The sequence below is a fragment of the Acidobacteriota bacterium genome (assembly GCA_026393755.1).
Lineage (GTDB): Bacteria > Acidobacteriota > Vicinamibacteria > Vicinamibacterales > JAKQTR01 > JBAXOX01.
On the sequence record JAPKZO010000025.1, the window covers coordinates 93,097 to 114,060 of the forward strand.

The 20,964-nt window shown below is 64.2% G+C and carries 16 protein-coding genes; 2 read left to right on the plus strand and 14 right to left on the minus strand.

The features are described from left to right. Window positions 1-63: 63 nt before the first annotated feature. From NTV05_10290 to NTV05_10310, 5 genes are all read right to left on the minus strand, one after another. The gene (locus NTV05_10290) at window positions 64-2,805 is read right to left on the minus strand and encodes an AMP-binding protein (protein MCX6544786.1); all 2,742 of its coding nucleotides are present in this window, start codon (window positions 2,803-2,805) and stop codon (window positions 64-66) included. Window positions 2,806-2,862: 57 nt separating this feature from the next. Continuing rightward, a complete protein-coding gene (locus tag NTV05_10295) occupies window positions 2,863-5,274 on the minus strand; it encodes a diguanylate cyclase (protein ID MCX6544787.1) in 2,412 nt (803 codons plus the stop codon). Continuing rightward, window positions 5,271-7,682: an HD domain-containing protein gene (locus NTV05_10300; protein ID MCX6544788.1), complete on the minus strand. Its 2,412-nt coding sequence runs from the start codon at window positions 7,680-7,682 to the stop codon at window positions 5,271-5,273. The genes NTV05_10295 and NTV05_10300 overlap by 4 nt, the downstream gene beginning before the upstream one ends. Next, on the minus strand, window positions 7,679-9,013 hold the full coding sequence (locus NTV05_10305) for a sigma-54 dependent transcriptional regulator (GenBank protein ID MCX6544789.1): 1,335 nt from the start codon (window positions 9,011-9,013) through the stop codon (window positions 7,679-7,681). Before NTV05_10305 ends, NTV05_10300 begins: the two co-directional genes overlap by 4 nt. Before the next feature lie 430 nt (window positions 9,014-9,443). Next, window positions 9,444-9,647, minus strand: a complete 204-nt coding sequence (locus NTV05_10310) for a zinc ribbon domain-containing protein (GenBank protein ID MCX6544790.1) — start codon at window positions 9,645-9,647, stop codon at window positions 9,444-9,446. Window positions 9,648-9,908: 261 nt separating this feature from the next. On the opposite strand from NTV05_10310, the gene NTV05_10315 reads away from it, so the two are divergent. Beyond that, window positions 9,909-11,279 carry a tryptophanase gene (locus NTV05_10315; protein MCX6544791.1) on the plus strand — a complete coding sequence of 457 codons (1,371 nt, stop codon included), beginning with the start codon at window positions 9,909-9,911 and terminating at the stop codon, window positions 11,277-11,279. A 145-nt stretch (window positions 11,280-11,424) separates the two neighbouring features. Here the strand turns inward: NTV05_10315 and NTV05_10320 are convergent, their stop codons facing one another. From NTV05_10320 to NTV05_10345, 6 genes are all read right to left on the minus strand, one after another. Beyond that, entirely contained in the window at window positions 11,425-12,132 is a 708-nt protein-coding gene (locus NTV05_10320; protein MCX6544792.1) for a glycine cleavage system protein H, read from the minus strand. A gap of 37 nt (window positions 12,133-12,169) precedes the next feature. Continuing rightward, window positions 12,170-12,256: a hypothetical protein gene (locus NTV05_10325; GenBank protein MCX6544793.1), complete on the minus strand. Its 87-nt coding sequence runs from the start codon at window positions 12,254-12,256 to the stop codon at window positions 12,170-12,172. Then, window positions 12,253-13,014 carry a glycine cleavage system protein H gene (locus tag NTV05_10330; protein ID MCX6544794.1) on the minus strand — a complete coding sequence of 254 codons (762 nt, stop codon included), beginning with the start codon at window positions 13,012-13,014 and terminating at the stop codon, window positions 12,253-12,255. Before NTV05_10330 ends, NTV05_10325 begins: the two co-directional genes overlap by 4 nt. Then, window positions 12,993-14,288 (minus strand): polysulfide reductase NrfD, encoded by a 1,296-nt coding sequence (gene nrfD / locus NTV05_10335; GenBank protein ID MCX6544795.1) that lies wholly within the window; start codon window positions 14,286-14,288, stop codon window positions 12,993-12,995. Before nrfD ends, NTV05_10330 begins: the two co-directional genes overlap by 22 nt. Beyond that, on the minus strand, window positions 14,272-15,198 hold the full coding sequence (locus NTV05_10340) for a 4Fe-4S dicluster domain-containing protein (protein MCX6544796.1): 927 nt from the start codon (window positions 15,196-15,198) through the stop codon (window positions 14,272-14,274). Before NTV05_10340 ends, nrfD begins: the two co-directional genes overlap by 17 nt. Window positions 15,199-15,308: 110 nt before the next feature. Next, a complete protein-coding gene (locus tag NTV05_10345; protein ID MCX6544797.1) occupies window positions 15,309-15,533 on the minus strand; it encodes a hypothetical protein in 225 nt (74 codons plus the stop codon). Window positions 15,534-15,967: 434 nt separating this feature from the next. Here NTV05_10345 and NTV05_10350 point away from each other — a divergent pair, with 434 nt between their 5' ends. Next, window positions 15,968-17,137: an ATP-binding protein gene (locus NTV05_10350; protein ID MCX6544798.1), complete on the plus strand. Its 1,170-nt coding sequence runs from the start codon at window positions 15,968-15,970 to the stop codon at window positions 17,135-17,137. Here the strand turns inward: NTV05_10350 and NTV05_10355 are convergent. Genes NTV05_10355 through NTV05_10365 form a run of 3 tightly spaced genes read right to left on the minus strand, consistent with a single transcriptional unit; the run spans window position 17,134 to window position 20,675 of the window. Further along, the gene (locus tag NTV05_10355) at window positions 17,134-18,510 is read right to left on the minus strand and encodes a sigma-54 dependent transcriptional regulator (protein ID MCX6544799.1); all 1,377 of its coding nucleotides are present in this window, start codon (window positions 18,508-18,510) and stop codon (window positions 17,134-17,136) included. The genes NTV05_10350 and NTV05_10355 overlap by 4 nt on opposite strands. Then, window positions 18,503-19,057 carry an archaemetzincin family Zn-dependent metalloprotease gene (locus NTV05_10360; GenBank protein MCX6544800.1) on the minus strand — a complete coding sequence of 185 codons (555 nt, stop codon included), beginning with the start codon at window positions 19,055-19,057 and terminating at the stop codon, window positions 18,503-18,505. Before NTV05_10360 ends, NTV05_10355 begins: the two co-directional genes overlap by 8 nt. A 16-nt stretch (window positions 19,058-19,073) precedes the next feature. Beyond that, window positions 19,074-20,675: an ATP-binding protein gene (locus NTV05_10365; GenBank protein MCX6544801.1), complete on the minus strand. Its 1,602-nt coding sequence runs from the start codon at window positions 20,673-20,675 to the stop codon at window positions 19,074-19,076. Window positions 20,676-20,964: the final 289 nt, after the last annotated feature.

Consider the following 20,964-nt stretch of genomic DNA (forward strand, 5'->3'; position numbering starts at 1 on the left):
TGAGCGGACTCACAACCTGCGTCGGGCGGCCGGCACCCCGCCAGATCTCGCCGCACGAACGGGTTACGACAGGGGCTGCGACTGCTCCCGCATTGACACGATGGCCCGGCGCAGAACACCAGTGAGCTGGGTGTAGCGGTCCTCGTTCGACGTGCCGGCACCGGACTCCGGGTTGATCGGTTCTCCAAACACGATAGACGACCGCGTCGCGGCCCATGGCATCAATGTTCGCCACTGGAGCGGCTTGCCACGGGGCCAGACAGTCTGCAGGCCATCGATCGCCACAGGCAGGATGGGCACGTCGAGTTGATAGGAGAGAATCGCCGCTCCCTTCTTGAACTTCCTGGGCGCGCCATCGGGTGACCGTTCACCTTCTGGAAAGAGCACGAGGATCCTGTCTCGCCTGAGGCCGAAGCCTCCCGCCTGCATCGCGCGGACCAGGTTCGCGTCAGGATCGACCGGCACCACATTCATTTTCCTGCCGAGCCAGGCGGTGACAGGCGTCGCAAAATACTCGCTTGCCCCCACAAAGAACAATCGCTTGAACGCCCGGTAGGGCAGGGCGCCCACCACCAGAAACGCGTCGAGATAGCTCTGGTGGTTGGGGCACACGATATACGATCCGCTCAGTGGCACGTGCTCCAGACCGGTCACACGGAGCCCGATCAACGCGCGCGCGGCCAGGCTGACCACGCGCATCACGGAAAACGTCAGCGGCGTCAGCAGCGGTTGATCCGTCAGGATCGTCTGGATCGCAGGATCGTCGACGACTTCGGCGAAAATGCGCGCCCACGGATCGGCCGTCTGGTCGGTGCCGGCCGTCGCGCCGCCGCCGGCCGGGCGCAAGGCGTCGATCAGTTCGCGGACGGTGTAGATCCGATGCGCGGCTTCTTCAGGGACGGTGGCGTTGAACGTGTGTTCGAGGCTCGCGAGCAGCTCAACCCGTTCCATCGAATCGAGACCGAGGTCGAGCTCGAGATTGGCATCGGGCGTGATGGCGGCGCCCGGTCTGACGGCGGCCCGGATCGCCAGCAGGGCGGCCGAGACATGCGAGTCTGTCGCCCACGCCTGGTCGTCGTCGCGCCACTCGACGGCGTCGGGGGGCACGGTCGATTCGGCCAGCCTCGATCGGTACATCTCCTCGACCGCGTGCCGCTTCACCTTTCGCGTCGTCGTGCGCGGCAGATCCTCCAGCCACACGTCGAAACTCAGCACCCGCTTGTGATGAGGCAGCTGCAGCGACAGCCCCTCGATGTCGAACCGGATGATCTCGCGCGTGTTGACGATTCGCCGCTCACGCATCACGTCCAGATCGGGCACCACAATGGCGTGCAGCCGTTCGGCGGCGGGTTCGTCTGGCGACGCCACGCCCATCACGCAGATGTCCTTGATAAACGGGGACTGCGCGTACACCAGTTCAATGTCTTCGGGATAGATGTTCTTGCCCGATGCGAGCACAATCACGTCTTTCTTCCTGCCAGTGATGTGCAGGCGCCCCGTCGGATCGAGATACCCGAGGTCGCCGGTGTGCAACCACCCATCGCGTATCGTCTCGGCGGTGGTCTCCGGGCGGTTGTGGTACCCGGCCATCACGATCGGGCCTTTGATCAGGATCTCGCCATCACGGTGTTCGCGCGTGGTCGTCTCTGCGGGCTCCTCGAGAATCCGGATCTGGACGCCCTCGAACGGTTCCCCCACGGTTTCGATGTGAGGATCGCCTGGCCGGTTGATCGTCGCCGCCCCCGCACATTCCGTGAGGCCGTACGCCTGGATGATGTTGAGCCCCATGGCGAACAGTTCGCGGCCGATCCTGGGATCGAAGCGCGATCCGCCCGTCACCATGATGCGCATGCGCCCGCCCAGTGCGGCGTGGACGCGGCTGAACAGCAGGCGGCCGAGATTGATCCGGAGCGTCCCGCGCAGCCAGCCGTTCAGCCGGAGCAGGGCTCGGAACGTGATTCGAACCGGCAACGGCGAGGTGTGAACCCGTTCCATCACGCGTTGGTGGAGCAGATAGTAGAACTGCGGGACGACACAGAACGCCGTGATGTGACACTCGGCCAGGGCCCGCATCATCTCGGTGCTGTTCAACGTCTCGAGAAACACGACCCTGGCGCCAGACGTCAGCGGCAGCAGCAGATTCGCGACCTGCGCGAGGGCGTGAAACAGGGGCAGAATGCCGAGAACGCGGTCCTGCTCGACGATGGTGACGACCTTGAATGCGGCGGTCTTCTCGGCCAGCAGGTTGCCGTGAGTGAGCACAACCCCCTTGGGATCGCTGGTTGTGCCGGACGTGTACAACGTGACCGCCGGGTCTTCCTGGGTTGCGGGACACGAGCCTGACAGCGGAGGCGCGTCATCGCCGAGGTCATCGAGGCTGGCGACGCCGGCGTGCGAGCCTGACAGCAGGACCAGGCGCGGAGGTGCCGAAAGTCCCGCCGTCGCCTCGAGTGCGACGGCCAGGTACCTGGCCGTCGTAAAGAGCACGACCGCGCCGGCGTCCTCGATAATGGTGCGGACCTGGTGCGCCTTGTAGGACGTGTCGAGCGGTACCGCGACCGATCCCAATCGGAGTGTGCCAAGATAGGCCGAACACCACCGCACGTCGTTGTCGGCGAGAATGGCGCACCGGTCGCCGGAACCGATGCCCCCTGCGGCGAGCCGTCTCGCCACGCGTCCGCTCAGGGCAAGCACGTCCGCGTATCGATAGGTGTCGATACCGGCCCGCCCGAAAATCTCAATCGCAGGTCTGTCAGGAAACCGATCGGCGGCTGCGGCAAACGCGTCGTAGACGTTGCGTATCATGGGCCCGGCGCAGGATCATACCAGCAACCGGGCTGGATTGAGATGCCGCGACGGGCGCTAGGGCCACCGCTGTGAGTAGGCGCGATCCTGGGCGCCGGTCGTGGTGGTCTTCCGGCTCGCCTTGTCGGCGTACATCCGGCGGTCGGCGACCGCCATCATCTCGTCGACGGTCTGGCCGTCTTCCGGAAACGACGCGACGCCGATACTGACACTGAGCTGGACCGGCTGGCCCGGCGCCGGCTCGAAGGGCAGCTCCGCGATCGCCGACTGCAGCTCCTGCCGTCGGCGCTCTGCCTGGACCGGATCGCAGTCGCCGAGCACAAGAACGAACTCGTCGCCCGCAAATCGCGCGCACACGTCGTACACGCGAAGGCTGGATCGCAACACGTGCGACACTTCCTTCAGGGCCCGGTCGCCGGCCTGGTGGCCGAATCCGTCATTGATCTGCTTGAAGCGATCCATGTCGAGCACGACGAGCGACAGGCGTCCCTGCTGCCGCTGAGCGCGCGCCAGTTCCTGGCCGAACTGCCGGTCGAGGTAGCGCCGGTTCGGCAACCCCGTCAACACGTCCGTGAGCGACTGTTCCTGTGTGCGCTCGAACTCCACGGCGTTCGCGATGACGGTCGCGGCCTGGGTCGCGACGCGGCCGAGCAGGCGGCGGTGATCGACGGTAAACGCATCCCTGTCCGTATGGTACAGCGCCAGCGCGCCCACGGTGTGGTCCTCGATCTGGAGAGGCGACACCAGCACGGATTGCAGACGCGCACCGGGCGAGCGGCCCTGGATCGGCTGGACTGGCAGCATCTCGGCCAGCGATTCCACCTGCGAGGCCACCATCGCGCGAATTCCGTCGTGCTGGGTGCCGGTCACGTGGCGGCACAGAAGCAGCTGGCATTCCTCGTCGAACAGGAACAGCGCACACGACACAAAGGGCACGCATTCCACCATCGACGACGACACGAGCGCGAGCGTATCCGATACCCGGAGCGACGCGTTCAGGGCCTGGGAGATGCCGTGGAGCATCTGCTGTTCGCGGTGGGCTCCCGCGATGTCAGTGAGCGCTTTGTCTGCTCCGGCGGTCCGCGATGTCGCCCGGTCGTCGTCAGCCACCAGCCTGCTGGCGTGAAGCTGGGACTCGACGTCCGGCAGAATCTCGATAAATCGCTCCACCAGAGCCGGATCGAGAGCGGATCCGCCATTCTCGCGCACCGTGGCGATCGCCTCGGCATATGTGCGGGCGAGGCGGTGAGGTCTCCCGGCCAGCATGGCGGTGAAGCAATCGGCCACGGCGAGAATTCTCGCGCCGGCTGGAATGGCTTCGCCCTTGAGGCCGTCTGGATAGCCGCGTCCATCCCATCGTTCGTGATGCGACAGGATGAGTGAGGCCACGGGATAGGGGAATCGCACGGACCTGATGATCTCGGCACCGACACCCGGATGGACCTTCAAGCGGTTGTATTCCTCGTCGCTCAGCCTGCCGGACTTGGACAGGATGTGTTCGGGGACAGCCAGATTGCCGATGTCATGGAGCATGGCGGCCGTCTTGACGCCGCGAATCTCAGGTTCGGTCAGATCGATGGCGCGCGCCAGCCCCTCGGCGTACGCCTGCATCCGCCTCAGATGGTCCCTGGAGGTGCAGTCCTTGGCTTCGATCGCCAGGGCGAGCGCCTCGATGGTCCCGAGTTGGACATCCGCCAGTTCTCGCACCTGCCGCTGTTCGTCGACGATCCGATCGGAGTACGTCCGGAAGCTGCGATACATCAGGTACACCGGCACGGCGGAGATCACGGCCCACCATTGAAGCCCTGCCTGCGACAGTTCCACGATGACAATCGCGAGGCCGGCGCCGATATAGTAGCTGGGCACGCCCCACAACAACTGCTTCCGCCACACCCTCGACATGGATTCCTGCAACGTCATGGCGGAGGCAAGGCTCACCATCGTCGTGTTGATCAGGAAGTAGGCCGACGCCGCAGTCATGGCAGCCCCGATCTGGATCCACCACGAGTAGGGCGGCTGGGGCACCAGAAACTGGTAGACCAGGCCGGCGCCGGCGGCCGACAGGGCCAGAGTCGCCATGCCGAACAGGTTCTGGTACCAGGGGGCCGCGCCAGTTTTTCGGAAGATGCCTTGAGCCCATCCGGTTGCGGCGGCAATCAGCACCGTAGGCCACATTCCGAGCACGAGTACGGAGGCGAAGGTGGCGACGTACGAGAACGACAGACTCGGCTCCCCGTCGGCCATGGGCAGCGAAATCTTGATGCCGGAGGTCAGGACCGACACCGCGAGCAGGCCGGTAAACGTCGCGAAATCACCGGTCAGGCCCAGAGAGACACGCCCGGCGACGAGGGCGGCGCCGGCAACGACAACGGCCGAGAGAAGCACCGCCGCGCTTGGCCCCTGGGAGCCGTCGCTCAGGCCTGGCGCGGGGCGTTCAGAGACGTGGGACGACAAGGACTGTTCGCTCATGCGCGTTGCCCCTCGACGCACACGACCGGCTCCACGCCAATCGGCCCAGCGTCGGGCGCCACGGTCTCGGTCTCACTCAGCCGTCGTCGGGCCACAGCCAGCAACTGGCTGACCGTGCCGCCGTCGTAAGGTCCGCAGGCGAACGCAATCTGGAGCGAAGGTGATTGCGCGCCAGCGGCGTCAAACGCCCGGGGCAGTGACGCCCCGATGCGATCGACGATCAACTGACCTGCCGCGGGTTCGCAATCGGGCATCAAGACGACCAGTTCCTGCGCGTTCGGACGGAAGATCAAGTCGGCGACGCGTGTCGCCTGGCCGACCGCGACCGCCGCGTGATCGATGGCGTCGTCGTCGCCCCTGGCGCGCACGCACAGGATGCCGAGCGCGTGGCCGGTCGAGCCCTTCCAGAACACGTCGCGGTCGAGGATCGCGTCCATGTGGCCCGCGATCATCGGCGGCACCGCGAGCGGCGCCTCTCTGTGTCCGTGGGTCGCCAGCGAGCGCTGATAGGCGCGCTCGATCGCCTCGGCGACCGCCCCGCTGATCAACTCGATGGCCATGCGCTGATCATCGGTGAACGCATTCGGCTGATCCGAATACAGCGTCACCGCGCCGGTCGTCTCCGTGTCAGGCGCCAGCGGGATGCTCAGGGCGCTGCGGAATCTCGGGCTCAGCTGGTCGAAACGGGGGCCCACGTCGAGTGCGGGATCCGCATTCAGAATGGAACGCCGGTTGGCGACGACCCAGCCGCTGATGCCATGACCCATGCCGATGCGAAGATCCGGCAGCAGGGCCTCGCCAAAGCCCGACGCATGCTCGACGATAATCTCGTCGGTCGTGCCCTCTGTCCGGTAGAACACGACGAGGCCTGCCGGAGCCATGCGTCTGAGGTACCGGACGACGACATCGCATGTGTCGGCCAGACTGGCGTCCGGACCGAGGGTCGAAATCTGGTCGTACAGCAGGAGCAGGCCATTCGTGGCGAACAGACGCAACTCGAGCGGGACCGAACTGGGCCTCATATCGATGGCCAAAGATTCGCGCGTTGCCGCCTTGAACTGATCGAGGACAGCCGGCAGGGGTTCCTCGACCGTCTTCGCCTCGATCGCCCCCTGGATGGCCCCGAACGCATCGACGACCGCGGGGTCGTACATCGTGCCGCGGCGTTCGACGATGATCTCCATCGCCTGAGCCGGCGAGAGCGCCCGCCGATAGGGACGGTGGGACCGGAGCGCATCGTAGCAATCGACGACCGAGAGAATCCGCGCGCCGATGGGAATCGCGTCTCCACTGATGCGGTCGGGGTAGCCGGTTCCGTCCCAGTTCTCGTGATGATGCCGGACAATGGGCACGACCGGGTACGGGAAATCGACCGAGGACAGCATTTCGGCGCCGATGGGCGCGTGGAGCTTCATCCGTTCGAACTCTTCAGGGGTCAGCTTGCCAGGCTTGTTCAGGATGTGTTCGGGCGTGGCGAGCTTGCCCATATCGTGGAGCAGGGCGGCGGCGTCGATGGCCTGAAGTTCTTTCGGGTCGGTGACATCGAGCGTCTGCGCGAGCTGAAGCGCGTACATCTGCACGCGGCAGATGTGCCCGTGTGTCACCTGATCCTTGGCGTCGACGGCCGCGGCGAGCGCCTCAACGGTCTTGAGGTAGAGGCTGTTCACCTCGGCCAGGTGGAGGTTCTCGTCTTCCAGCCTGCCGACCGACGATTTGAACATGTAGTACGAGACGAAGATCAGCGGAGTGATGGCCAGCATCACGTAGAGGTTGACTTCCCGGGCGTTGACTGACAGCAAGACCGCGATTGATGCGCAGCCAAAGTAGTTCAACGACATCCCGAGGAAGTACTTGCGCCAGATGTCGAGGGGCGACGCGCCAGATTCGGACGCCATGGCGATCGCGTTCAACCAGCTGTTCATCAGGAAGTACACGGCGCACAAGGCGAGGGCCGGAAGCACGACTTGCGGAATAGTGGCGGGCGGCTGGGTCATCACGGCCAAAGGCAGGATGCCTGCCAGGGCAAAATAGATCTTCGAGGCCACCCACATCGAGAGCGCGGGCTCCGCGAGGTTGAAGACGACGTGTTTCACGTTGTGGTGGCGTCGAATCAGCGAGACGACGAGCCCGTCGACCGCGACCGTGATGACGGCAATCTCGCCGCCGTACATCATGACCATGCTGAAGACGAACACTTCGGAAATGCTGAGGCTGGCCGCCATCGCGGGGACCTTCACGCCGAATCGACCGCTCGCCAGCACGAAGATCGCCAGCAGAATCCACCAGGGGCCGGTCTGGATCGTATTGAACCGCAGGATCGAGTCCGCCAGCGCGGCGAAGCCCAGCACGAAGACCAGGGTCACGAAGGCGAGATGGAACCGGCGTTGACGGCGCGTGCCCGGACTCATGTGCGGCCACCGTCCTGAGCCAGTTTGTACTCGGCAATCTTCCGATACAGGGTTTCGCGGCTGATTTGCAGGATCTGCGCGGCGCGCTTCTTGTTCCAGTTCAACGCGCCGAGCACCTTGCGGATGTGGTCGCGCTCCACATCTTTCATCGAAAGCAGGACGCCGCGATCGTCCTGACCAGCCACATGCGGCGGGTGCAGGAACTGGAGATCCGCGCCGTGGACGTAGCCGTCCCGCGCGCAGAGCGCGGCGCGAGAGACCGTCGTCTCAAGTTCGCTGATGTTGCCGGGCCACGGGTACGCCAACAGCAGTTCGGTGGCGTCCGGCGCCAGGCGTCGCGCGTCCACCGGCAGTCCGTGGGCCACGCAGAACCGGGCCAGGCATCGTTCGGCGAGCACCGGGATGTCGAGCAGCCGCTCGCGCAGCGAAGGCAGCCGGATTGTGAACGCGTTGATCCGATAGTACAGGTCCTCGCGAAATGCCGCCTCGCCGATCAGGGCCTCGATCGGCCGACTGGTCGCGCAGACGAACCGGACATCCAGGTCGATGGCCGAACGGCTCCCGAGCCGTTCGGCGCGGCGATCCTCGATCACCCGGAGCAGCTTGGCTTGAGCAATCGGCGACAGATCCCCCACTTCGTCCAGGAACAACGTGCCCTGATTGGCCAGTTCGAGACGGCCGGCCTTTCGTTCGTAGGCACCGACGAAGGCGCCCCGTTCATAGCCGAAGACTTCGGAGTCGAACAGGGAATCGTGCAAAGCCGCGCAGTTGACCGATTGAAACACCTCGTGCTCGCGGCTGCTGAGGTCGTGCACGATCCGTGCGACGATGGCCTTGCCGGACCCGGTCGGGCCGACGATCAGCACCGGGAGATCGGTTCTGGCGACGGTCCGGATCGACTCGAAGAGCATCATCATCTTCTCGTCGTGGCCAAGCATCTCGCGGAAGCGTTGCACCGAAGGTGACCGGTCCTCGATCGACTCGCGTTGTCGGTCGGTCAGGAACTCCTCGAGCGCCCGTGCCAGATCGGGATCGCACGGCACGGCGGCGGTGAAGCGCGGGATCGGGCTGCCATCAGCCGCAGCCAAACCGGACTCGACCAGGTCCCCGACACAGTGTTCGACGTCACTCCTGAGGCGGCCGAATGCGGCCATGATCGATTCGATGTCGAGTGATTCGTGCGGACGGGCATGGAGATGCCGCAGGATTCCCGCCCGCAGGGGCGATTGCACCAAAGCCCGGAAGCGGGTTCTGGCCTGGGCCGACGCCCGGCCGGTGTCAATGGTCGCCACCGAGGGTGTCAGAGGCGACGTGGGTACTCTATGCAGCATGGATCAGTCTCTTGCTCGGTGACAGCGTGTCCAAGAATCGTGCCATGCGTCCCAGTCTTGGACACATCTGGCACAATGGGGCATATTTCGAGGCGGGAAGATCGGTCGGGCTGCGTCGGGCCACACGAAATGTGGCCAGAAATGGGACTCAGACTACAGAAAGTGTCTGACAACGCGACACGCGGTTGTGGTCGACAATGTCGGAGTCGAGCGTGTCGGAGCGGATGTTCGGCATTTGCCGGAACGACAAGTGTGCCCCCGCGCACACCAATCCTGCGGAAACCGCACACGCCTGGATCCCGGCGGCGGCCGGGGTCAGAGAGTCATTGGTCGGCAGCCTGCAGGGAGAACGCGTTCGAACTTGGTCTGCTCAGGGGACCCTGGCAGTCTCCGGAGAGCGGGGCGGGCGCACGGCCCGCGATTAGATTCCTCAACCGCCGCCCGGTGCGCACGACGATCCGAGTCGCGAACTCTTGCCGTAGCCACCGTTGGTACCCCCGACCCCGAACGTCGAACACTGCTTCTCGATGGTCGGCGCGGCGCACCGGGGACACGTCTCCGGCTGCCTGTTGCCGACGACCAACGCCTCGAAACGGTGGCCGCACGCTGTGCACTGATACTCGAAGAGCGGCATGGCATGAACTCCCTGACCGAATTCTATCTCGTCCCGACCAGCGGTGTAATGGCCCATTGCTGCGGCGAGCTCTGGCGGAGCGAATCCTCTCTCCGCGTCGCCGCCCGACGCAAGCCGCCCCTCGACGCTGCTTGGGCGGTCCTGAGTGTGCCGAAGGATCGCCAGCACATGCCGTCCGCAACCTGCCGCCACGAACAGGTTATCAGACCCTTCATAGTAAGATTCACTAATCACCGGTTTGGTGACCAGGATGTGATCCGCATGAACTTCCGAACCATTATCGAGCCGTTCCGTATCAAGTCGGTCGAGTCGGTCAAGTTCACACGACGCGAGGATCGCGTTGAAGCGCTGACGACGGCTGGGTACAACGTGTTCCGGTTGCGCGCCGAGGACGTGCTGATCGACTTGCTGACCGATTCCGGTACCGGCGCCATGTCGGCCATGCAGTGGGCGGCGATGATGCAGGCTGACGAGTCGTACGCCGGGAGCCGGTCATTCTATCGTTTCGAGCAGGCAGTTAAGGATCTGACCGGGTTCACCCACATCATTCCCACCCATCAGGGCCGTGCCGCCGAGCGGATTCTCTTTCACACGATTCTCAGGCCCGGCATGGTGGTACCCAACAACAATCACTTCGACACGACTCGGGCCAACATCGAGGTGGAGGGGGCCGAGGCGGTGGATCTGGTGATCCCAGAGGGACGGATCCCGCATGTGCTGCATCCATTCAAGGGCAACGTCGACATCACCGCGCTCGACGAGTTCCTGGACGAACGCGGAGATCAGGTGCCGCTGGTGATGGTCACGGTGACCAACAATTCGGGCGGCGGTCAGCCGGTGTCGCTCGAGAATCTGCACGCGGTGCGCGAACTGTGCCACAAGTACGACAAGCCGTTCTTTCTTGATGCGTGTCGGTTCGCCGAAAACGCGTGGTTCATCAAGCTCCGGGAGCCGGCCCATGCGGACCGGACGCCCAAGTCGATCGCCCAGGAGATGTTCTCGCTGGCCGATGGGTGCACCATGTCGGCCAAGAAGGATGGTCTGGCCAACATCGGCGGATTCCTGGCGATGAACAACGATTCGTGGGCCGAGGCCGCGCGCAATCTGTTGATCCTCACGGAAGGCTTCCCGACCTACGGCGGTCTGGCGGGTTATGACCTCGAGGCCATCGCACGCGGGCTCGAAGAAGTCGTCGACGAGTCGTATCTCCACTACCGGATTCGATCGATCGAGTATCTCGGGGAGAAGCTCGTCGCGGCCGGCGTACCGATTATCCGACCCCCGGGCGGGCACGCGATCTATGTCGACGCCAAGGCGCTGCTGCCGCACATCCCGGCGCTGCAGTATCCGGGCATCGCCCTTGCAAACGCCCTGTATGTCGAGGCGGGAATCCGCGGGGTGGAGATTGGGACGGTCATGTTCGGAATGCGTCCGGATGGCACCGAGAAGCCAGCGTCAATGGAGCTGGTTCGGCTGGCGATTCCGCGCCGGGTCTATACGCAGTCACACATCGATTACGTCGCCGAAGCCGTCATTGACGTGGCGTCCCGCCGTGACGAGCTTCGTGGACTCCGGCTGGTCTCGGCCCCGAGGGCGTTGCGGCACTTCACGGCGCGCTTCGAACCGGCGTGACCTTGATTACGGCCGGTGATGGAGCCGCCCTCCGGAGGCGCCCCTGGCGGGTGGAGGTAGAGGTCCAGGAAGCTCCTGCACTCCGAAGGTCAACCCCATCACCGTGCCGATCTCGCTGCGGCGTCGCGACCGCGCGGCCGTCCCACTACGACGGGTTGGCCAGGAACTCGCACGCGAGCGCCTGCCATTGATCGTCAGTGAGCAGGTCAGGCGGGTGATCGATAAAATCTCCGCCGTCGGCCGCCGCGACTCCCAACCGGGCTTCGTAGAACCGCGACAACCGATGTTCCTCCTCGGACAACCAGGCCCGGGCGGCCTTGCCGGCAGGCAGTTTATGGAACGCCGTGTCGGACGGGTTCACGGCAAACAACCAGCCTCGGGAGTACGGATCGCGGTGAATCAACGACGCGTCCTCGCGCACGGCCTCGTTGACGCGCGTTATCACGCCGGAGACGGGTGACACAATCGCGGCGCGGCGGCCCGCTGTTCGGACCTCGGCAATGGGCTGTCCTTCGTGAACCTCCGTGCCCGGCTGCGGCAGCTTCAGCCCGAGCGGGGCGGCGAAGAGGCGCTGTGCGAGGTCGTCGATCCCGACAAGCGCCCGCTGACGCGACACGGGGCGAATCCACGTATGCCCGGGAGCGTAGTACACCTGGTCGCTCCAGAACAGGCGTCCGACCCGGACGACTCCACGCAGGCGCCGCCGGATGGCGTCCACGCCTTTCATGCCTGTCAGAACCAGGACGGCGGGTACCGAGAGCGCGGCCAGCACAATCAGCAGGAGGCCCACGCGGGCGGTGAGTCCCGCCACCAGTACGGCCGCTGATTCCAAGACGCTCAATAGGGTGTCCATGATGTCCTCGTCTTTCTTCCTGACCCGTTGCCGCCTCTCAGATGCGATGACACATCGTGCAGTCGTCCACTCCGAACGACTTCTTCCCGTCGTGGCACGCGCCGCAGGCCCGGCCCTGCTTCATGGCCTCGTGCGTGATCTTCTTGCCGTCGGTCGCGAGGCCGCTCGTGAGAATCCTGAACAGGCGTCCTGCTTGTCGTCAGTGAGCAGGTGCGTCCTCGCGAGTGTATCCCAATGTTCCGGGTCGATGATGCGCGCCATGCCGGAGAGCGGCAGGCCGCCGTCCTGGAGGAGCGGGCCCAGGCTCCCGCCGTCGAGGGGACAGAGTTTGTCGAGGGCGTCTTCCATCCAGATCCTGGCCAGCTTCCCAGAGAGAAGATTCCGGGTATTCGACGCGACACTGGAGGGCTTCACCTTCAATAGCCAGCCCTTTCCATACGGATCCTGGTGCACGATCTCGGGGCATTGGAGAACCTCGCGGTTGACCTCGACAACTTCACCTGCCACGGGCGACAGCATCGGGATGTGTACGGAATCGACCATGAGGCTCCACCCCATTTCCCCCTGCGCCAATCGGGAACCTACGGCGGGCAGTTCGATGGCATCCACCTTGCCGACCAGTTTCTGAGCGAAATCGTCCAAGCCGACGACGCCGATGGAACTGGGTTCCGGACGAAGCCAGCCGTGTCCCTGGTGGTAGAAGAGCCCCGCGGGCACCCGGAAGCGAGTGACGTGTTCCGGCGCGGCCCTCGGAACAGCACGCTCCTGGCTGGGCTGGTCTATGTAGCGGCAGAAGAGGACGAAGGCCGCAAGAAACGAGATGACGATGAGATACTCAATGCCCTTGGTGGCATAGATGTCTATGAAACGGACGCCTTCCATACGACCACCTCCATGTCTTCCGCGGCCTCTGCCTCTACCACCTGATGCGCCCCGCCGAACACGGGCATCCGACTGATCACCCACCGGAAGACCCAGAGCTCCATGCTGATGATCGCCAACGTCACCCAGATCTCCATCCAGGAGGGGTAGTACCGCACGGTCTCATACCACTTGAACGCGATGACGGAGACGTTGAGCCGGTTCAGGATTACCCCCGCCGCCGTGAGGAACGCGGTGAACTGCACGAGCTTCGCGTTGCGTGTTCGAATCGCCACGAGGAAGAGAGCGGTCGGCAAAAGGACGAACCCGACCAGTTCGAACAGGTACCAGTACCCCATTGGAGTGCCGAGGTAAATCCACTGCCTGTAGTGCACGAAGTCGATGAGCTTGAGGAAGGCATACGCGAAGAGCGCGCCGACGGCTCCCTTTCCCAGCCCGAGGAGGATGCTGTCATGGGCCGCGTGGAGTTCGTGCCCGATGCGGTCCTTGAACGCCTTCTGCGTGAAGAAGCTCTCAATCATCACCATCGAGATCCCTGCGAAGATGCTCGACACGAAGAACAGCACTGGGAGGTTGGCCGAGTACCACAAGGGGTGGATCTTCGATGGCGCCAGGAGGAACAGCGCCCCCAACCCCGACTGGTGCAGCGTCGACAATGTGATCCCGAAGATGACGGCGCCCGTCGTGAGTCCCTCCAGAATCCTGCGCGCCCTCGGCCAATTCAGCCATTCCGCGACGGCCGGAGAGAACTCAAGGAACTCGCAGATCATGTACAGCATGAAGTGCCAGGCCACCAGGAAGAGCACGGAGCCAAACCCGAATGCGTTCCCGATGACGGGGTTGATGACATTCCAGGGGCGTCCCAGGTCCAGCAGGAGCATGCCGGCGTAGAACAGATAGGCGAGGAAACCATTCAGGACCGTTACGCGAACGATCGGCTCGAACTTCTTAACCTTCAGGATGTGGACAACGAAGGTCAGGACGTACGCGCCGCCTGCAAAGGCCACCCCCGTGATCACGTCAAAGCCGATCCAGATTCCCCATGGGTAGTTCTGGGAGAGGTTGGAGACCGAGCCGAGCCCATAGGCGAACCGGATGACGATCAGCACGAGGCCGGACAGGATGATCGCCCCGGTGATGACGTTGAACGGCGTCAGTATGCTTCCTCTCGGTCTCAACTCGCTCAGGACAAAGCGGGCCGTTTCCCAAGCCACCCGCCGAACGGTCATGGCGCCTTCGGCGTGGGCGGTCGACGCGTCAGTCCTGTTCGCCACGGAGGATCTTCCTCTCTTCGCTCACCTTGTTGTCCTTGATGAGGTAATTCAACCCGAACAGGAGTGACGGCCACAGAACGAACACGAGGGGCACCCCGTACAGGAATCCGGACGTGAGTTCGGGATAGGGAGTCGTGCCCAGATTGGTCCGCAGGCCGAGCTTTTCTTCTGGGGCGCCCATCAGGTAGAGCCAGCCGGTGCCGCCGGCCTCGTGCTCCCCATAGATCCGATGGACGTACTTGTCCGGAGCCTTGTAGATCCGGGTCCTGGCGATCTCCAGCAGATCCCGTTTCTTCCCGAACAGGGTCGCGCCGGTCGGGCACACCTCGGAACAGGCGGGCAGCTCCCCCTTCTGCTGCCGTTCGTTGCAGAAGTCGCATTTCCACACGAATGGAGCGGCACTGTCGTACTCGAACTTCGGGATGTCGAAGGGGCAGGCGATCATGCAGTAGCGGCACCCCATGCAGCGGTCCTTGTGGTAGATGACCGCCGCCTCCTTGGTCTTCTCCATCGCCTTGCACAGGCACGCGGAGGCGCAGGCCGGCTGGTCACAGTGCATGCACTGCTTCCGGACGAAGATCGGCTCATCCGGCTTCTTCTCGTTCGGGAACCGGTTCACGACCGTGAAAGCCCCGGTGGTGGTGTCGCGCGTCGTCTCGAACACGTTCGCACTAGAGAAGGAGGCCGCCGGCGTGGGCAGTTTGTTTGCCTCGTTGCAGGCCGCCTCGCAGGCGCGACAACCGATGCATTTTGTCGTGTCGATGAGCATCCCGTTGAACTCGACGTCCCCCTGCGAAGTCCGGTGCAACTGCGCCGCCTGGGCCGACGGCCCGCCCCCGGCGAGCAGGCCGCCGCCGGCCGCTCCCGCCATCCCCGCCACTCTTAAGAACAATCGTCGATTGAGCTTCATGATGCGATTCCTCTACGGTGAATCGTTGTGTCACCAGCGGCTGCGTGGCGCGGCGAGTGTTGAGCAGCCGACCAGGACAAGGCCGACCAGCGCCAGCACGGTGATGAGCATCATCGGGAGCCCTCCCTGCGAGTGGAGTCAGGTGACGAAGAGGCTGTCGCTCGTTGCGTACTCGCCCGGATGCGGGACACCACATCCGTGAACAGGGGACAGGCCTCGTAATCGCGGCCCAGGCACGGATCCGCCGACGCGATGCGGTCGAGAGGCACGAGCTTCTTGACCGGATAGGCCTGGCAGTAGAGCATCACCACTTCCTTCAAGTACGGGCAGGCCATTCTTGCACCTTCCTTTCGTCCAATCAGGGGTACAGCAAGTTTCCCGCCACGTTTGGTTCCGTTTGGAAACAGCCGCTAACGTGTTGCACATGCATGAGTTAATGAGTCGGCCCCAAACTTCGGTGCCGTCATTCTCTGGAATGGGCGTTGATATTCTCAGCGGGAGTTCCGGACCCTGGTGGCGACGTGGAGAGGGAATTGATGTTTTGTGGCGTGAATCCGACTAATGGCGAAATTCAACGGCGAACGATGAAGACCTCATCAGTACGGCGCGGGCAACTCGCTGCCTGGATCCGGGAGTCGGATTTCGGGATTCGGGCAGACGCACCAAGAACGAGGCAACAAACAACAGGCAGGAGGAGGAGGGCGGGCATCCCGAATTCCGTTTCCTGATGACGTGCGCGGAGAAAAGAAGATCGAGTACCATTCCAATCATGTCCGGCGAAGAAGACGCCAGCCGTCCGACGAATCAGTGCCCGCGATGTCGGGCGGACGTGCACGCCCGGGAGGCAACCTGTCCGCAGTGCGGGGTCGATCTGGTCCTGGCGGCCGTGCTGGTGGAGCGTCTGGCGCTTAGCGTGATTCCCGCCGAGGCTGGGGCACGGTTCCTCGGTGACGCCATGCTGTCGCGGTTTGGCGAGTTCCTGATGAAGAAGGGCTACATCACGGAAACCCAGCTGAATGCCGCACTGGCGCGACAGCGCGAGATGTCAACCGGAGGTGTGCGCGAAACGCTGGGCCAGGTGTTGCTCGAGATGCGCGTGATGACGCGAGAACAACTGGAGTTGGCCAGCGTCGAGCAGGTCCAGGACCTGCAGACCGCGCTCCGGCAGGTGAACACCCAACTCGAACAGCGAGTCGCGGAGCGCACGAAGGAGCTGCAGGCGGCGTATCAGCGCCTCGCGGAACTGGATCAACTCAAAGGCAATTTCATCAACAACATCTCACACGAGCTGCGCACACCGCTGACGAAGATCAAAGGCTTCAACATGCTCCTGGCTGCCGGAGATCTGGGTGCGCTCACCGAAGATCAGGTGCAGGCCGTCCAGACGATGGGGCGCGGGATCTCGGAACTGGAGCGGCTGGTCGCCGATCTGATCCAGTTCGCCACGGGTGCCCGCGGAGAGATGACGTTACGTCAGGCGCCGATCGCGGTCGCGGCCATCCTGACTGAGTGCGTGACGGAAGCCACCGAGAAGGCGAAACGCCGCGGGGTCGAGATGCGACTCGAGGTGTCGGACGGTCTGCCGCAGGCGGTGGCGGACGGCGAACGCATTCGCTGGGTGTTGAACCACTTGATTGACAACGCGGTCAAGTTCACTCCTCAGGGCGGAACTGTCACGGCGGGCGCAGCCGTCGCCGGCGACCGGGTGCGCGTGTGGGTGGCAGATACCGGAGAGGGCATCGCGGCCGAGAAAATGCCGGAACTCTTCGAGGCGTTTCATCAGCTCGACGGATCGACCACGCGCCGCCAGGGCGGTACCGGGCTCGGTCTGGCGCTCGTGAAGATGATTGTCGAGGGCCATCAGTCCAGCGTCGCCGTCGAGAGCGAACCCGGGAAGGGCAGCCGATTCTCGTTCGATCTCGCGATGGCCGCGCGTTAGCGCGCGTCCCCGTTGCGCTCCTCGCCGCGCCGCAATCCGTACTTCTTGATTTTGTTGTAGAGCGTCACGCGATCGATGCCGAGCGTCCGGGCCGCCTGGGTGACGTTTCCGCCCCCATCGTGGAGGACCGCCGCGATATGGCGGTGCTCGACTTCGTCGAGCGAGAGCGTGACGTCGATGGGGGCCGGCCGCGGCGCGGCGGCCTCGAGGCCGAGATCCTCCGGCATGATCAGCGAACCCTTCGCCACCACCATGCCCCGTTCCAGCACGTTTCGCAGTTCGCGGACATTGCCTGGCCAGCCGTAGCGCATCAGCGTCGCCAGCGCGTCGGCGCTGATCTCCTCGATGCGGTGGCTCATCTCCAGATTCAGGTGTTCCAGAAAATGCTCGACCAGCAAGGGAATGTCTTCGAGCCGCTCGCGCAGGGGCGGCAACATAATCGGAATGACGTTCAACCGATAGTACAGGTCGTCGCGGAACTGACCGCTCTCGGAAGCCTTCCGCAGATCCCGGTTCGTGGCGGCGATGATCCGGACGTCAACCTCCACGGGTTCTGATCCGCCGACGCGGCAGAACGTCCGCTCCTCGAGCACGCGCAACAGGTCGAGCTGGAGCTTTGGAGAGATGTCGCCGATCTCGTCGAGAAACAGCGTGCCGCCGTGCGCCAGTTCGAATTTGCCTTTCCGCCGGCTGAGCGCCCCGGTGAACGAACCCCGCTCATGCCCGAACAGTTCGGACTCGAGCAGCGTCTCTGTGAGCGCCGCGCAGGACACGGCCACAAACGGCGCCGACTGCCTCGGGCTTTCGGCGTGGATGGCCCGTGCCAGCAACTCCTTGCCTGTCCCGCTCTCGCCGAGGATGAGCACGGTGGACTGACTGCGTGCGGCGCTCCGGGCCAGCTCGAACATGCGATGCATCACCGGGCTCTTGCTGATCATGTCGCGAAAGTGATAATCGCGTTTGAGCACCTTGCGCAACAGCACGTTCTCGCGCACGAGTTGCTGCTGGGCGACAATCTTCACCATCATCAGGCTGAGTTCCTCCGGATCGAACGGCTTGACGAGGTAGTCGTAGGCGCCCATCTTCATCGCTTCGACCGCGGTCTCGACGGTCGCGTAGGCGGTCATGATGACGATGGCAACATCGGGCTGGATGGTCTTGGCGGTCTGGAGCACCAGCAGGCCGTCCATGCCGGGCATCTTCAAGTCGACGAGCAGGATGGACCAGCGCCCTTCCCTGAGCTTGTCGATGGCTGTCGGCCCGTCCGCGGCGGTGTCGAGCGTATAGCCATCCTTGGCCAGCCAGCCCGACAGCGACTCCCGCACGATTTCCTCATCGTCGACGACCAGGACCCGGGTTCGTTCCTTACTCATGATGATCATCCTTCTGATGCAATGCCTGGTAGCGGGCTTCACAGTCGGCGCAGAGCGACACGCGCTTGGCGTCGACTTCGATCAGGTTCACAGACCGGGCCATCACGCAGGCCGGCGAGTCGCAGTGAATCAGGCCGAAGGTATGGCCGAGTTCGTGAACGCACTCCTTGAAGACGCGGCTGTCAAAGAGGCGCCTGTCCGGATCGGCTTCGGGCGCGGCGGCGAGCCTGGCGGTGGACACCACCGCGGCGGTGCCGCCCAGTTGGGCCTCGCCGTACACGAAGGTCAGCACGGGAATGAACAGGTCCACGTCCGTGACGGCGAGGGTGCGGCTCCCGGCCCGCGAGCGGCCCACCAGCCACTTGAGAATCTCCGTCGACGAGTACTGGCCGCGGCGCGGATCGAACGCGTGTGCGGGGCGATCGGCTCGATGATCGACCCTGACCGTGACGCCGAACACGGATTGAATGGCTCGCCCGACGACGTCGAGCAGGCGGCCGTCGGGCGCATCGGCGCCCAGCCACCAAATCTGGACGTCCGCCGTCATCGTGCGTCGACACCCATTAGGCATCCGCCTTTCGGGCGGCCGGCAACACGATCGTGAAGGTCGTGCCCTTGCCGACCTCGCTTTGGATGTCAATCGTGCCGTGGTGCCGTTCGACGATGCCGTACACGACGGACAGGCCGAGGCCCGTGCCCATTTCCTTCGTGGTGAAGAACGGATCGAAGATCTTGGCGAGCCTGTCGGGCGGGATGCCGGCACCCGTGTCCGCGAAGACCAGTTCAACCCCGGTGGCGCCCTGGGTCGGCTGGCACGAGATGGTCAGGGTGCCACCGTCCTTCATGGCTTCACAGGCATTCAGCATGATGTTGACGAACGCCTGCCGCAGTTGACCGAAGTCGGCCTGGATGGGGGGCAGCGCGCCGGCGTGCCCATTGATGGCGATGCCGTGCAGCTTGGCCTGGTGGCCGACAAGAGAGACCGCCTCGTCAAGGACGGCTGACGGATCGACCTCCTTCAACGCGAGCGGCCGCTGTCTGGCAAATTCGAGGAGGTTGCGGACGATGGCCGTGCATCGTTCGGTCTCGCGCTGGACCAGTTTCAGGTGACGGACGCACGTGACGCGTGTCTGGTCGTCGAGTTCGCCGCCCTCGAGCACCCGGACGAGCAGCTTGGCGTACGTCAGAATGCCCGCCAGTGGATTGTTGATCTCGTGAGCGATCGACGCCGCCAGCCTGCCGAGCGAGGAGAGCTTCTCGGATTGCACGAGCTGGGTCTGCGCCTGCTTCAAGTCGGCCGTGCGTTCCTCAACCTGGTGTTCGAGCGTTTCGAGCAGTTGAAGACGTTCGGCTCTCGCCTTGCTCAGCGCCGCCACCATCTCGTTGAACCACAGGCCGAGCACGCCCAACTCTCCGGTTCGCGCGACCGGGATCTTGTGCGTCAAGTCGCCCGCGCCGATCTGCCGAGTGGCGAATGCAAGCGCGACAACGGGGTTCACGACCCGTCGCTGTGCGTACAGCCCGACGAACGCTCCGAGCAGCAGGACGGCGACGCCGGCCATCAGCAGCGTGTTCCGTCGGATGCGCAGGAGGTTCGTGTCGATATCTTTGAGCGAAATGCCAATGTCGATCACGCCCAGCACGCGCTTGCTCGGCGGATGGACGTGGCAGGCGGCGTTCGAACAGCCCGGTTCGTTGTAAATCGGCGTCACCATGCCCAGGACGCGATGTCCGCGGGCATCGTAGATTCGACTCCGCGTTCCCGTCGCCAGTCGCTCGAGCGGCCGCCCAGCCTCGTGGCAGCGGTAGCAGGCCTCGGCGCTCTTGTCGACCATGGCCCCGACCTCGGTGCGCTCGGTCGAGAACGTGACCCGCCCTTCCTTGTTGAAGAAGCGGACTCGATCGATGCCCGATTGGTGGCCAATCGTGTCCATCACCAGGTAGGCATTCTCGCGACGGTCGGCCAGCATGTCGTGATACGTGCTGCTCTTGATGGTCTCGCTGAACAGTTCCGCGCCCCGGACGACCTCGGCCACCAGGTATCGTTCTTGCGCGCGCAGGAACAGCGCCGCTGCCGTGCCGACAACGGCCAGCGTGCCCACCGCGATGACGAGCGGCAACTGAACGCTCAGCCGGTTCCACCACCGGACCGACGACAGCGGCATTCGAGATGTCCTTCCCAGGGCAGGCCACTCGGCCTGTCAGAATCCGGTCAGGGACGCCAGAAACCAGGGGCGAACACGTCGCGACCTCGTCTGACGGCCAAGAAGGGGCCGGGGGCGGGCGACGGGGGGGCGGCGAGGCACGAGAAAAGATACGGCCGCGCCCTGACAGAGTGTAGAGCAATTCAACTGCCAGATGGAAATTGCTCGATCTTGGGCCTGTTCTTAGCCCATTTTCTGAACTGCTGCCTCGCGGGTTGCGAAAATCCGGCGCTCGCTGTCGAGATTCCCT

Coding starts and splice junctions, on each gene's coding strand:
- NTV05_10330 (MCX6544794.1), bottom strand. CDS start 13,014: ATGGAAGGCGTCCGTTTCATAGACATCTATGCCACCAAGGGCATTGAG.
- NTV05_10300 (MCX6544788.1), bottom strand. CDS start 7,682: ATGAGTCCGGGCACGCGCCGTCAACGCCGGTTCCATCTCGCCTTCGTG.
- NTV05_10320 (MCX6544792.1), bottom strand. CDS start 12,132: ATGGACACCCTATTGAGCGTCTTGGAATCAGCGGCCGTACTGGTGGCG.
- NTV05_10310 (MCX6544790.1), bottom strand. CDS start 9,647: ATGCCGCTCTTCGAGTATCAGTGCACAGCGTGCGGCCACCGTTTCGAG.
- NTV05_10305 (MCX6544789.1), bottom strand. CDS start 9,013: ATGCTGCATAGAGTACCCACGTCGCCTCTGACACCCTCGGTGGCGACC.
- NTV05_10350 (MCX6544798.1), top strand. CDS start 15,968: ATGTCCGGCGAAGAAGACGCCAGCCGTCCGACGAATCAGTGCCCGCGA.
- NTV05_10365 (MCX6544801.1), bottom strand. CDS start 20,675: ATGCCGCTGTCGTCGGTCCGGTGGTGGAACCGGCTGAGCGTTCAGTTG.
- NTV05_10295 (MCX6544787.1), bottom strand. CDS start 5,274: ATGAGCGAACAGTCCTTGTCGTCCCACGTCTCTGAACGCCCCGCGCCA.
- NTV05_10315 (MCX6544791.1), top strand. CDS start 9,909: ATGAACTTCCGAACCATTATCGAGCCGTTCCGTATCAAGTCGGTCGAG.
- NTV05_10345 (MCX6544797.1), bottom strand. CDS start 15,533: ATGGCCTGCCCGTACTTGAAGGAAGTGGTGATGCTCTACTGCCAGGCC.
- NTV05_10355 (MCX6544799.1), bottom strand. CDS start 18,510: ATGAGTAAGGAACGAACCCGGGTCCTGGTCGTCGACGATGAGGAAATC.
- NTV05_10290 (MCX6544786.1), bottom strand. CDS start 2,805: ATGATACGCAACGTCTACGACGCGTTTGCCGCAGCCGCCGATCGGTTT.
- NTV05_10360 (MCX6544800.1), bottom strand. CDS start 19,057: ATGACGGCGGACGTCCAGATTTGGTGGCTGGGCGCCGATGCGCCCGAC.
- NTV05_10325 (MCX6544793.1), bottom strand. CDS start 12,256: ATGAAGCAGGGCCGGGCCTGCGGCGCGTGCCACGACGGGAAGAAGTCG.
- NTV05_10340 (MCX6544796.1), bottom strand. CDS start 15,198: ATGAAGCTCAATCGACGATTGTTCTTAAGAGTGGCGGGGATGGCGGGA.